General features: G+C 66.6%; 10 protein-coding genes. 6 read left to right on the forward strand and 4 right to left on the reverse strand.

Features of this window, described 5'->3' with window-relative positions; genetic code table 11:
• The 3 genes from KF785_06025 to KF785_06035 form a co-directional block, all read right to left on the reverse strand.
• On the reverse strand, nt 1–1,692 hold a 1,692-nt coding region (locus KF785_06025), incomplete at its 3' end, for a PD40 domain-containing protein (GenBank protein ID MBX3146310.1).
• Nucleotides 1,693–1,786: 94 nt separating this feature from the next.
• Complete coding sequence (locus tag KF785_06030) at nt 1,787–2,431, reverse strand: oxidoreductase (GenBank protein ID MBX3146311.1); 645 nt, start codon at nt 2,429–2,431, stop codon at nt 1,787–1,789.
• Between the two features lie 81 nt (nt 2,432–2,512).
• Nucleotides 2,513–3,757, reverse strand: coding sequence for a PQQ-dependent sugar dehydrogenase (locus KF785_06035; protein ID MBX3146312.1), 1,245 nt, complete (start codon nt 3,755–3,757; stop codon nt 2,513–2,515).
• Nucleotides 3,758–3,908: 151 nt separating this feature from the next.
• Between KF785_06035 and KF785_06040 the strand changes: the two genes are divergently transcribed.
• Nucleotides 3,909–5,507: a D-aminoacylase gene (locus tag KF785_06040; protein MBX3146313.1), complete on the forward strand. Its 1,599-nt coding sequence runs from the start codon at nt 3,909–3,911 to the stop codon at nt 5,505–5,507.
• Nucleotides 5,508–5,579: 72 nt separating this feature from the next.
• Here the strand turns inward: KF785_06040 and KF785_06045 are convergent, their stop codons facing one another.
• The gene (locus tag KF785_06045) at nt 5,580–5,819 is read right to left on the reverse strand and encodes a cysteine-rich CWC family protein (protein ID MBX3146314.1); all 240 of its coding nucleotides are present in this window, start codon (nt 5,817–5,819) and stop codon (nt 5,580–5,582) included.
• A 142-nt stretch (nt 5,820–5,961) separates the two neighbouring features.
• Between KF785_06045 and KF785_06050 the strand changes: the two genes are divergently transcribed.
• The 5 genes from KF785_06050 (at nt 5,962) to KF785_06070 (ending at nt 13,140) form a co-directional block, all read left to right on the forward strand.
• Nucleotides 5,962–6,483 carry a hypothetical protein gene (locus KF785_06050; protein MBX3146315.1) on the forward strand — a complete coding sequence of 174 codons (522 nt, stop codon included), beginning with the start codon at nt 5,962–5,964 and terminating at the stop codon, nt 6,481–6,483.
• Nucleotides 6,484–6,505: 22 nt separating this feature from the next.
• Nucleotides 6,506–9,397 (forward strand): AAA family ATPase, encoded by a 2,892-nt coding sequence (locus KF785_06055; protein MBX3146316.1) that lies wholly within the window; start codon nt 6,506–6,508, stop codon nt 9,395–9,397.
• Nucleotides 9,398–9,627: 230 nt separating this feature from the next.
• Nucleotides 9,628–9,819: a hypothetical protein gene (locus KF785_06060; protein MBX3146317.1), complete on the forward strand. Its 192-nt coding sequence runs from the start codon at nt 9,628–9,630 to the stop codon at nt 9,817–9,819.
• A gap of 33 nt (nt 9,820–9,852) precedes the next feature.
• Nucleotides 9,853–12,126 carry an Ig-like domain-containing protein gene (locus KF785_06065; GenBank protein ID MBX3146318.1) on the forward strand — a complete coding sequence of 758 codons (2,274 nt, stop codon included), beginning with the start codon at nt 9,853–9,855 and terminating at the stop codon, nt 12,124–12,126.
• Nucleotides 12,127–12,216: 90 nt separating this feature from the next.
• Complete coding sequence (locus tag KF785_06070; protein ID MBX3146319.1) at nt 12,217–13,140, forward strand: IS481 family transposase; 924 nt, start codon at nt 12,217–12,219, stop codon at nt 13,138–13,140.
• The last annotated feature ends 42 nt before the right edge of the window (nt 13,141–13,182 follow it).

Here is a 13,182-nt window from a genome sequence, read left to right on the forward strand (position 1 = left end):
CTCTCTGAATGCAATCTGGCTCAGATCTGGTGAGGGGGCCGCCGTCACGCCGTTCGGGAACTTGACCAGCACAGCCTCCCCGGCGCCATCGATTCCAATCCGCTTGAGCACCAGGGTGTCACGCTCGAACTCGGTGAAGATCAGCTGCAGCCCGTCGGCAGTGAACGTCACGCTGGGCGGAATCTTGGCCGCGATGTCGGCATAGACGAGAGGTTGCGCAGAGATGCCCGTCACACGCTGCTCGCTGCCAGCGGGACTGCGAAGCACCAGCTCGAACTCTCCCTCGTTGGAGAGCAGGGTGCCGCGCTCGATGCCGTCGACGCCACGGACATATGCGATGGCGCCGCCGCTGGGCGCGATCGCGATACTGCCGTACTGCGCAGGTACTGCCGTGAGTCGCTCCGCTGGTCCGCCGGGCTTGGCCATCCGATAGACGCCGCCGAGGCTGTCGTCCGACCAGGAGGCGTAGTAGAGGGCACCGCTGCGCGGGTCGAAAGTCGGACTCGTCTCGTGCGCAGGCGAGCGGGTCAGGTTGCGGGCGACGCCCTTTGCATCCTGGAGCCAGAGGTCGCCCAGGGCTTCGAAGAGGATACCCTGGGGCGTGCGGGTACCCCAGCGATGGGTGCGGGTCCTGGCAGTGCGGTCGGGTTCCTTGCTCGCGAATCGAAGCGTGGTCGATGCCTGGCGGTCGACTGCAGCACGAAACGGCACGATCGTTCGTTCGCCTGTCGTGACGTCAACGGCCACGATCTGGCCGCCGGTATTGAGAAAGAGGCGCTGTCCATCGGGGTGCCAGGCGATGGCGGGATACGGTCCATACCCGGTTCGGCTCGACTGTCGGTCGGGGTCGATTGCGCCAGGGAGAACCCGCTCGCGATGCGAGGACAGGTCGCGCACCACGATACGAGTGGTATCGATGTGGCGATTGAGATAGGCAAGCAGCTTGCCGTCGGGCGAGAGCGTCGGCGCAAAGGCGCCGCCCGGGCGCTGAATCAGCGTCGAGGTCCCCCCGGAACCGAGGTCGATCCGTTCGATCGTGCTGCCGCCGGCCGGTGTGAGGTACGGATTGAACCCGAACGGGTACACCGGGCGGGCGAGTCGCTCGAACAGGATGCCCGCACCGCCCGGCTCGAAGGCGCCGGCGTTGACGGTGCCGGGGCCGCGTGCCAGTAGCGTCGCGTTGCCTTGCAGGTCGATTCTCGAGAGGCCGCTGCCGTTGGCTGCGAGCAGGCTCTGGCCGTCGAGCGCCCAGACTGCGCGGTAGGTGTTGTCGCCCGGAGCGTACAAGCTGCGCAGTGAGCCACCCTGCCGGTCCATCAGCCAGATCCCGTGACTGCCGCTCCGGTCCGACGAGAACGCAATCGTCTGGCCATCGGGACTGTAGCGAGGCATCAGATTCCATGACCGCCCGCTGGTCAGCTGGCGGGCAGCGCCACCCTCGATCGGCAGCTCGTAGATGTGACCCAGCAGGTCGAAGGCGAGGTGGCGACCGTCGGGCGAGACCGCGAGGCTCATCCACGTGCCCTCGGTTGCCTCGAAGGAGATAGCGTGGTCCGGGCCGGTCGGGGTCTCGACGCTCCAGCGGGGCTGCTGGGCGAGTGCGACGTCGGTGCCGAATGCGAGGGTCGCGGCAAGGCCCAGGAATACAGCGGCCATCCGGCGGGAGCTGGATCGTGCGATCAGCGGAATCATGGGGCTCTATGTGATGGGAACCCTGATATGATCGCCTGTTTGCAGGGAAAAGTCGATCCGTGCCGCAACAGACGGCGTGACCGGTGGCGGCGCCCTAAGCGCTGATATCGGGATTCTCGATTATCTGCACCCCGGGCCGATCCTCCACCGCTGCATCGACCAGTGCCCGGGCCACGTCGCGTACATGGACTGCCCGATACTTGCGCGGCAACGCCCACGCGAGCCGTGCAGCGATGGCCTCGCCCAGACGGAACTCGTTGCGGTCGCCCAGTAACAGGGACGGACGCACCACAGTAATCGACGGGAAGCCCAGGGCCAGGATTGCCTCCTCCAGCTCCCCTTTCACCCGGAGATAGAATGCTCGCGACGCGGGGCTGGCGCCCACGCTGCTCACCAGCAGGAGGTGGCGCGCGCCTGCCGCCCGGGCCAGCTCGGCCACCCGCACGGGATAACCAAAATCCACCTGTCGGAATCGTTCCCGGCTGCCAGCTTGTTTGATGGTGGTGCCCATGGCGCAGAACACGTGACTGGCCTGAAACACCCCGGGCCGCTCGTCGAGGCGCTCGAAGTCGATCAGGGCGGTCTGCAGCTTGGGATTCTGCAGGTCGTCCGGCAAGGGCCGACGGATTGCCGCAGTGACCCTCTCGAACTCGGGCCGGGCGACGAGTTGCTTCAGGATCTCACGGCCCACCAGCCCGGTGGCGCCGATCACGACCGCGGAGTGAGACGCCAGTGCCATTGACACTCCCACTCCGCGATCAGTCGGGGTTACGCATCACGGCTGGCGGTCAACTCCCGGTTGGGTCCGCCCTGCCAGAGGTCACTGCGGAGCAAGTTTCCAAAGCTCACCGTTGGTCTGATCGGTCACCATATAGAGGGCACCGTCCGGACCTTGCTTGACGTCGCGAATTCGCTGGCGGCGGTCGACCAGCAGGTGTTCCTCTCCGATGACACGGCCGTTGCTAAGCACGAGGCGCACCAGCCGCGCATCCCGCAAGCCACCTACGAACAGGCTGCCCTGCCAGGCGGGGAAGGCGCTGCCGGTGTAGTACTCCATGCCGGAGGGGGCAATGACCGGATCCCAGTAATAGACAGGCTGCTCGGTGCCCTCATACGTGGTTCCCGCATCTGGCACCGGGCGACCGGAATACTCCCGACCATAGGTCGCGAGTGGCCAGCCGTAATTCTTCCCCTTCTCGACCAGGTTGAGTTCGTCGCCGCCCTGCGGACCGTGCTCGACTTCCCAGAGCCGACCTTCGCTGTCGAAGGTGGCGGACTGAATGTTGCGATGTCCGTAGCTCCAGATCTCCGGCAGCGCGCCCACCTGGCCGACGAACGGATTGTCGTCCGGTGCGCCGCCATCAGGCTTGATGCGCAGTACCTTGCCGAAGTGGCTGCCCAGGCTTTGTGCCTGCGGACGGGTCTGAATACTGGAGCGCTCGCCGGTGGTAACGTAGAGCATTCCATCCGGACCGAACGCCAGACGGGAGCCGTAGTGCATGTTGTTCTCGTAGGTGGGCATGGTCTGCAGAATGACCCGGACCCCCTCGACCTGACGACGGTCTTCCGACAGCACGCCCTTCGCAACGCTGGTGCCGTTTCCGCCCGTGCGCGGCTCGGTATAGCTCCAGTAGACCGTACGATCGGTCTCGAAGGTCGGGCTCAGCGCCACGTCGAGCAGCCCGCCCTGGCCTCGCGGATCGACCGCAGGAATGCCACCCAGCGGCTCGCCGATCACCCCGGCCGCGGAGACGATTCGCATCCGCCCGGGCTTTTCTGTGACCAGCAAGTCTCCCCCGGGTAGCGGCTCCACCGCCCAGGGGTGCTCGAGTCCGGTGGTAATCACCGTGACCGTGAAGGCGACGTTGGATGGCGCGGCGCAGGCTCGCGTCTGATCCGGGTACGCCGGTGGCCGGCCGGGCGCACTGCGCTCACGCGTTTCGAGCGGCGGACAGTCTCGACCGGCATCTGCGGCGGCCGCAGCTTCCTGGGGCTTCTGCGCGCAGGCGCTGCTCCCAAGGAGGAGAAAGACGGGTACAGTCGACAATGCTCGGAAGGTCTTCATAGTCAGGCTCGCGGTTCGGGCATGGGGGACGGCGCTCTCTCCGTGAGACGCTCATTCGCAATCTCGGCCACACCTCCGCCATTATCCAGCCCCCACGGCGACCTATTATTGTGCTGGTCTCCCAGTGATATCACCCGAACAGGACGTGCCCATGGCCCGATTGCTCCTTCGCGCGCTGCTGATGGCTGTTTGTCTTGGGAGCCTGGATGGCGCCGGTCGGGTTCTCGCTCAGCAGTATGAGGTCGTGCTCCGCGGTGGCACGGTGGTCGATGGATCAGGGGGCCCCCGATTCCGGGCCGACGTCGCGTTGCAGGGTGACCGGATCGTCCGCGTGGCTCGGGACGGGATTGCTCCGGGCAGCGGGCAGGTCGAGTTCGATGTGGCGGGACTCACGATCGCGCCGGGCTTCGTCGATCATCATGCGCACGTAGCAACCGATATCCACAACCGTCCGCTGGCCGAGAACTTTCTGTTCCAGGGAATCACCACGCTGCTGACGCCGGTGCACAGCGGTGATACGCCATGGCCGCTCGGTGCGTATCTCGACCGGCTCCGGACAGCCCCGAACGTCGGGTACTTCGCGGGGCACACCTCGATTCGCCGGGCAGTGATGGGTCTTGCCAACCGCGCCCCGACGCCAGGGGAGCTGGAGCAGATGAAGGCGATGGTCGAGGCCAATATGCGTGACGGCGCGCTCGGCCTGAGCACCGGGCTCCTGTACGTGCCCGCCAACTACGCCCGAATCGAAGAGGTGATCGAGCTGGCCAAGGTCGCGGCTCGGCATGGCGGGATCTACGTGACGCATATGCGCGATGAAGCCCGCGGCCTGCTGGTCTCGGTGCGGGAGACGATCCGCGTGGCCGAGGAGGCCCGAATCCCGGTGCAGATCAATCACCACAAGGCCGCGGGCGCCGGTCAGTTCGGTTGGACCCGCACCACGCTCGCCATGATCGACTCGGCGCGGGCCCGCGGCCTCGATGTCAAGCACGACGTCTATCCATATACTGCGGGCAGCACGCATTCGGGTGTGCTCTTTCCGGGCTGGGCGCTGGCCGGCGGCGTCGACTCACTCAGGGCTCGCGTCGACGATCCGCGGATTCGGCCCAAGCTCGAGGCCGAGATGCTGGAACGGATGCGGCTCGACTGGGCCGGCGACGAGCTCGAGCGGATTCAGTTTCGCGTGCTGCCGTCCAACTCGGCGTACAACGGCAAGACCATGGCGGACCTGGCGCGCGATCGTGGCCTTGCGGTCAATGCCGTGAACGGGGTCCAGCTGGCCATCGAGTTGCAGCTGGCGGGAGGGTTCAGCGCCATCTATCACATGATGGATGAGGCCGACGTCGTCCGGGTGCTGCAGCATCCCTTTGCGATGATCGAAACCGACGGTGATTCGGTCGGCTACGGGCGCGGCTTTCCCCATCCGCGCAGCTATGGTGCCTTTCCGCGAGTCCTGGCCCGGTATGTTCGCGAGCAGAAGGTGCTCTCGCTCGAAGAGGCGATTCGGCGGATGACGTCGCTGTCGATGGAGCAGATCGGGCAGCGGGAGCGCGGCCTCGTCCGGGAAGGGTTGTTTGCGGACTTGGTGGTGTTCGACGCCGACCGTATTGCGGACCTGGCAACCTATCAGGATCCCCACCGGTTCTCGGTGGGCATGGTCCACATCTTCATCAACGGCGTCCCCGTCCTCCGCGACGGCTCACTCACAGGCGCCCTGCCTGGGCGCGTGCTTCGCGGTCCGGCCCGACCTTGACCGCGAAGTTTAGGATGTATCCCTGTTAGACACCGCAGCTATCGCGATGGTTGCCTGCCGCCCCAGCGCCATTCAGGTACGGTCGAAACCTGGTGCCCGGGTCGCCTCGATGCCGTAGGCTTCCACGCAAGCCGGGCAGATGCAGGCCAACCCGGCCAGCTCGGGCGGAACCCGGCTGAGCAGACCTGCCGGAATGGTGGCCCCGGTACACCAGCAGGGGTTGCCGGCCGTTTCGGGCCGAGCCATGACGCACTCGTTGCCGGACTGGCAGAGCGGGCAGAGCGAGGTGTCAGGCGAGTCTGGCGCGGTCATGGTCACCTTCATCGGTACGATTGCATCGGTTCAGGGCGTAATCTGTCCTCGTAAGACGTTGCAGGTCAACGGGTTGCGGCGTCGTAAGCGGCCGGTAAGTGGGTCCGGGTAGACTGGTGGCAGAACGGAACCGGAAGCTGCGATGATGACCGACGACAATAACGTGAGCCGCACCGGAAACTTCCGCGCCGTCGTGCGCGTGGGCAAGACGGCGACAGAATACGTCCGCTCCGGCTCCGGCCGGCCGGTGGTTCTGCTGACTCGGACCGCGAGCCCGCTGTCGCTCTGGAACGCTGTGATCGAAGCGGTGGCGGCTCGTTACCGGCTGATCGCGCCCGATGTGACTCCGGGTGCCGAGGATTTCGCAGGCTGGCTGGGGCCGTTTCTCGATGGGCTCGGCCTCTGTCGAGTCTCGATTCTGGCCGATGGCCCGATGTCGGCGCCGGCGATCGGGTATGCCATGCTCGATCCGGACCGGGTCGAGCGGCTGATCGTCATCACGCCGGCCGCCTCGTCCGTCGCCGAGCCGCTGACGGACGCGCCGGGGTCGCCCATGATCATTGGGGAGGGCCGGCCGATCCCGACCATCGTGGATGACGTGCTTCAGTTCCTGGAGGGGCCGGTCATGGCGGCTGCCCGAGGTGTTCGGACTGCCGACGCGTGAGCGGCCCGACCTGAGATACGATATGTTACCTGCCTCGGCTGTCATGACCCCGACATCGTCGCCCGAACCAGCACCGCGGTTACCCCCGACGCCGCTCAGTCAGTTCATCGGTCGCGAGCATGAGCTCGACGCCATCGATGAGCTGCTCGGCGCCAACCGCCTGCTGACCCTGACCGGCGCCGGTGGCAGCGGCAAGACCCGGCTTGCCCGGGAAGCGGCAGTGCGCCTGGCCGCTCGGCGGGACGGCGTCGTCTGGGTCGATCTGGCCGCGGTGGTCGACGCCGATCAGGTGGTGCAGGGGCTGGTCCTGGCACTCGGCATGTCGGAGCAGGCGCCGGACGTCGCCTACGAACGAATAGCGGCGGCCATCGGGAACCGGGCCCTCCTCGTCGTCTTTGACAACTGTGAGCACCTGGTCGATGCCGCAGCCCAGGTGACCGAATGGCTGCTGACGCAATGCGCCAACGTCGTCGTCCTCGCCACCAGTCGGGAGGCGCTTGGCGTGATGGCGGAGACGGCCTGGCTGGTGCCTCCGCTCGCCATGGCTGAGGCGGTGGAACTGTTCGTGAGCCGGGCCCGCGGTGTGGTGCCGAACTTCACGCCGAGCGAACGGCATCGGGCCGTGATCGCGGACATCTGTCGGCGGCTCGACGGTATTCCACTGGCCATCGAGTTGGCTGCGGCCCGAGTTCGCGTCCTGTCGGTCGAGCAGATTGCGGAGCGGCTGGGCAGCGCGCTCAACTTGCTCAGTGCTGCCAGCCGAACCACGGTACCTCGGCATCGGACCCTGCGAGCCGCCTTCGACTGGAGTCATTCACTCCTGAGCGAGCCTGAGCAGATCCTGCTCCGGCGGCTGGCCGTATTCCCGGCGGATTTCTCGCTCGATGCCGCGGAAGTCATCGGCAGCCTCGCGCCGCTCGGTTCGTTTGACATCCTGGACCTTCTGGCCGGGCTGGTCGACAAGTCGCTGGTGGTGCTCGAGTCGGCCGACAACGAGGCGCGCTATCGGTTGCTGGAGACGGTGCGCCAGTATGCGCAGGAGCACCTCGAAGCGGCAGGCGAGGGCGAAGCACTCCGTCGGCGCCACGCGCAGTATTTCCTGTCCATTGCCGAGGAAGCGGCTCCGGTAATCTTTGGCGGTCCGCCGAATCGCGAGATCGTCGATCGCTTGCTGGCCGAAGTGCCCAACTTTCACGCCGTGGCCGAGTGGTCGCTGCGGTCGGAGGAGGGCCCGGCCTATGCCTTCCGGCTGGTCTGGGCCCTCCACTGGTTCTGGTGGTCGCGGGGGCCGTCGGAGGAGAACTGGCGCCTGGCCGTGCTGCTGCAGCGCCCGACGGCTGTATCGCTGGTGACACGGGTGCGGGCACAGGTGGCGTTTGGTCATCTGGCGCTCTGGCAGTCGAAGATGGACCAGGCATTCGGCTACCTGAACGAGGCCCTCATCAGCGTCCAGGATCTCGACGAGGATCGTGAGCTGCTGGCCTACATCCTGATCATGCGCGGGGCGGCCTTTGCCATTGCCAGCGAGTTCGACGCGGCGGCCCGCGATCTCGAACGCGGAGTGGCCCTGGCCCGGGAGCACAGTCGCACCGTCATGGCCTGCATCGGCTGCCATTTCCTTGCGCTCTGCGCCGACCACCGTGGTGATCTCGATCAGGCCATCGAATGGCACCGGCTGGAAAGCGTCTATGCCAAGGAGGCTGCGCATCAGGGTGGCATCGGCCATGGTCTGAGCGGCATGGCGCTGATGCTGGCGGTGGCCGGGCGACAGGGCGAGGCGCTGCCGCTCTATCGGCAGTCGCTTGCTCTGCACGCGGCGATCAGCGACGGATGGGGCATTACCAAGGGCGTCGAGGGCATCGCAGCCTGCCTCGTCGACGCCGACCCCGACTTGGCCGCCCGCCTGCTGGGGGCTGCGGAAGCTGGTCGGGAGCGGATGGTCTATCCGATGTGGCCCAAAGAAGCCACCCTGCGGGATCGTGCGGTGGCAGCCATCCTGCCCCAGGTCGGCGACCGCCTGTCGGCGCTCTGGGCCGAGGGGCGGGCGCTCTCGATGGATGCGGCCGTCGCACTTGCGCAGCAGGAAACGGTGGCCGACCTGCTGCCGCGGACGGCGGCCGTCGATCCGGTCTTGGCCGAGATCGAGCCCGCTGCGGCTCCGCCGACTCCACTCGTGGTGCGTGCGCTGGGGCACCTCGAGGTCCGGCTCCATGGTCAGCCGGTCGAGCCGGCGGCGTGGGGCTCTGCGCGGGCTCGCGAGCTGTTGCTGATGCTGCTCACCAATCCGCGGGGTCTGACCAAGGAGCAGGTCGGCACGGCCCTTTGGCCTGAGGCGTCCTCGGCGCAGCTCCGCAACGCGTTTCATGTCACCCTCCACCGCCTGCGCAAGGCGCTGGGTGGTACCGATCGAGTTGTCAGTGTCGACGAGCGGTACCGGCTCTCGCCGTCGCTGGAGGTGGAGTTCGACGCGATCAGCTTTGACCGTCAAATGTCTGCTGCATTGACGGCGGCTCGGCGGTCGGCGGCCGATGCGCCCAGGCTCCTGGAGGGCGCCCTGGCCCTGTATCGTGGCCCCTTCCTCGAAGGCGAGTCCGTGGGCGACTGGGCGCTCGAGGATCGCGACCGGATCGAACGCCTGTTTGTTGACGGCGCCATGATGTATGCCGAATTGCTCCTCGCCGAAGGGCGTTATCAGGAAGTCGAAACGGTCTGTCTCCGCTTGCTCGAGCGTGACGGGTTGCATGAAGCGGCTTGGCGCTTGCGGATGACGGCGCACGCTCGTCGGGGCGCGCGGTCACATGCGCTTCGACTTTATCAGGAGTTGACAGCGCTCGTCGAGCGCGAACTCGACACCGAGCCTGACGATGATACGACCGATCTGTACCAGCGGATCCAGGCTGGCGAAGGAGTTTGACCGGTCGTCACCAGTGATACCCTCGTGCAGATCAGGCCTCCGTTCCTGCGGCCGGGTTCGGAGTACCCGTCAGTTCCACCCCTCCCCAAATCGCCCCTCACTCCGGTAAGCAGTTGTAATCCACCCCCCGATCCGGTAATCAGGCTCGCGCGCGACCGGTAATCGCCCGGTAAGGTCGGGCTCCTAGGTTGGCATGGTCGGTAGCAATGCTAACGAAACAGGGGCCGCCCATGTCGAAGGTTATTCGATTCTCCCAGGTCACCAAGGCCTATCTCGAATCCAAGCCGAACGACGTTATCGAGGTCCCGATGGCGCAACGGTACCGCCGCGCCGGGGTGTATTCCAAGGCCTACGCCGTCCGATACATCGAGGCAACCAGCCGCTATGAAGTGGCGCTGGTCAACCTCGTTCACCGCAACTGACCCGCACACTCTCTCTGATCGAGGATTGGAACTATGTCCACCCTGCACTATTCGTGGCGAGCCGCTGTGCTGGCCCTGGCGCTGGCCGCCTGTGGCGACAGCGGTACGAACCCGAATCCGAATCCTCCGCCGCCACCGCCGCCCGCGCCCGTTGCGCAGGTTGACGTTGCGGGAGCTGCCGACCTGCTGGTAGGCCAGTCGGCCCAGTTCACCGCAACAACCCGTGACGCCCAGGGTCAGCAGCTCACGGGGCGGACGGTCGTCTGGTCGACTTCGTCCGGCGCGGTTGCCGCCGTCTCGGCTGCAGGGATCGTGAGCGGTGTTGCCCCAGGTGCTGCAACCATTACCGCCACCTCTGAAGGCAAGACGGCCAGTCTGGCAATCAACGTGAGCAGTGTTCCGGTGGCGGCAATCGTCGTGACGCCGGCCGCCCTTACACTCCAGCACACCCGGGACAGCGCGCTCGTGTCCGTCATAACCGCCGCCGATGGCACCGTGCTCGACCGGCCCGTGGCCTGGAGCAGCAGCGCACCGACCACGGTGCGAGTGCAGGCCGAGACGGGCGTGGTGACGGCGCTCGCGCTCGGCGAGGCAACCATTACGGCGCTGGTCGAGGGCAAGACGGCAACGACAACGGTGACCGTGGTGCCGCGTGCCGTTGCATCGGTTGAGATTGCCGTCGACGCGTTGACCCTGAAACTCGGCGCCGATACCACGTTCACCGCTGTGGCTCGCGACGACCGTGGCGTACCGATTACCGGTGCGGCTAAGACGTGGAGCAGCAGCAACCCCGCTGTCGTGACGGTCGATGCCGCGACCGGCGCTGTGAGCGCCGTCGAATCCGGTACGGCAACGATTTCGGCAACGTCGGCTGGCAAGAGCGCCCACGTCGTGGTCACTGTGGTGGCCCCGGTGGCGTCGGTGACGATTCAGCCGGTCCTCGATACCCTCGAAGCCTGGACCCAGCCGACCCTGGTGGCTGAGCTGCGTGACGCAAAGGGTCGCCTGCTCACCGGTCGGGAGGTGACATGGACCTCGTCCGATCCCGCCATCGCATCAGTACAAAACGCTGGCGCTGCGGGGAGCCCGTGGACCGTTCTCGGGCGCGACCGCGGAACCGTGACGGTCACGGCAACCAGCGAGGGCATCTCTGCGACGGCCACCCGCGTCGTCGTGATCAAGTACTACTCGGTATCCGTCGGTACCATGCACGCGTGCAATATCGCGAGCGGCGGCATCGTCTGGTGCTGGGGCCTGAACAGCGATCAGGGTCGGATCGGCAGTCCGGTGCTGGGGCCGACCGAGTTCAGCAGCAGGCCGATCCAGCTTACCGGTGGGCACAAGTTTGCCAAGATCTCGACCTATGCGCGCACCAGCTGCGGCATCACGATCGACGGCGAGGCCTTCTGCTGGGGCACCAACGCCTGGGGCGCTCTCGGTGCCGGGTCGAACGTCAGCGGAAGCTACCTGCCGCTCCGGGTGGCGGGTGGGCATCTGTTCGTGGACATCGCCACGGGCAGCGATCACTCCTGCGCAATCGACGACTCCGGCAAGGCATACTGCTGGGGGCACAACGATTGGCGCCAGCTTGGCACCGGCAACGCGACTGCCTCGAACGTACCGGTTGCCGTTGCTGGTAACCTCACCTTCCGCTCGATCGCTGCCGGGTCTGGCGCGGTCTGCGGTGTGGCAGTCTCCGGCGCATCCTACTGCTGGGGTGCCAACAGCATCGGTCAGCTCGGTGACGGCGGCAAGATCAGCTACGGCAACACCTTCATCTCGCTGCCCAACCAGGTCGTTGGGGGCCACAGTTTCGCGTCGATCGATCTCGGTAATCAGTTCACCTGTGCCGTCACCACGGGCGGCGCCGGCTACTGCTGGGGCAGCAACAGCGGCAAGCTGGGCATCGGCAGCGGCACGGAGTACTCGAGTCCGCAGGCGGTCGCGGGCGGGCACCTGTTCGAGCGGATCTCTGCCGGCGCCAACCATGCTTGCGGTGTTACCACCGTCGGTGATGTGTATTGCTGGGGCTCGAACGGCAACGGTCAGCTTGGCAACCCGATTGCCAACGGCTCGAGCCTGCCGATCAAGGCAGCAGGTACGCTCAAGCTGAGGGAAGTGGACGCGGCCGGTATCGGCACGGGTAGCGGGGCGCACACCTGCGCCATCAGCCGCGACCGGCTGACTACCTACTGCTGGGGTCGCAACGACGTCGGCCAGCTGGGCAACGATGCGACGACGGCGCCTGCGATCAGCAACCCGACTCCGTCGATTGTCTTCCAGCAGCGGCCCTTGCCCTGGAGCTAGATGTAATTGATGAAGAGGTTGTTCACTGAGCCGTAGCGCTGCAGAATGGGGTTTGTCGAGAACACACACCGGCAAACGCCAGAGGACTCAGTGAACCAGCATAAGTTAGCACGCTTAACGCCGCGGGGGCGGCAGCAGATGGTCGACCGGGTCGCCGACGGGGAGCCGGTCGCCGAAGTGGCGCGGCAGCTTCGCCTCAGTACCGTCACCGTCTGGCGCTGGTGGCGCCGCTATCAGGCGGAGGGGGCGGCGGGGTTGCAGGATCGATCGAGCCGGCCGCAGCGCTCCCCGCGCGCCACGCCGCGGTGGCGGCGACGCCAGATTGCCCGGCGGCGCGCGGCGGGCCGCAGTTCCCTCGAGATCGCCGCCGAACTCCAACTCCCCGTCTCCACGGTGGTGCAGGTGCAGCGGCGGCTCGGGTGGCGGCGCTTGCCCCCCCGGGAGCCGCCCCCGCCGATCCGCCGGTATGAGCGACGGGTGCCGGGGGCGCTGGTCCACCTCGATATCAAGAAGCTGGGCCGGATCGGGCGGGTCGGGCACCGGATTCACGGGGATCGGCGGCAGCGGGTTCGGGGCATCGGCTGGGAGTACTTGCATGTGGCGATCGACGACGCGACGCGGCTCGCCTACGCCGCGCTGCTGCCCGATGAGACGGCGGCGAGCACGACCGCATTTCTCCAGGCGGCGGTCACGTGGTTTGCCCGGCAGGGGGTGCGCTGGCGGGCGCTGATGACCGACAATGGCGGGGGCTATCGGAGTCGGGTGTTTCAAGCGGCACGTCGGCAGCTGCGGATCCGGCACGTGTGGACTCGCCCGTATACGCCGCGGACCAACGGGAAGGCCGAGCGCTTCATTCGGACGACCTTGGCTGGCTGGGCGTATGCGGCGGCCTATCGGACGTCGGCGGTGCGGGCGACGTTTCTGCCCCAGTGGTTGCGGTATTACAATCAGGAGCGCCCGCACACGGCGCTGCGCTTTCAAACCCCGCAGCAGCGACTGGCGGCCAAACAGTGAACAACGTCTTCATCAACTACAGCTAGAACCTGAAATTGGCCT

This window comes from Gemmatimonadales bacterium (assembly GCA_019637315.1).
Lineage (GTDB): Bacteria > Gemmatimonadota > Gemmatimonadetes > Gemmatimonadales > GWC2-71-9 > SHZU01.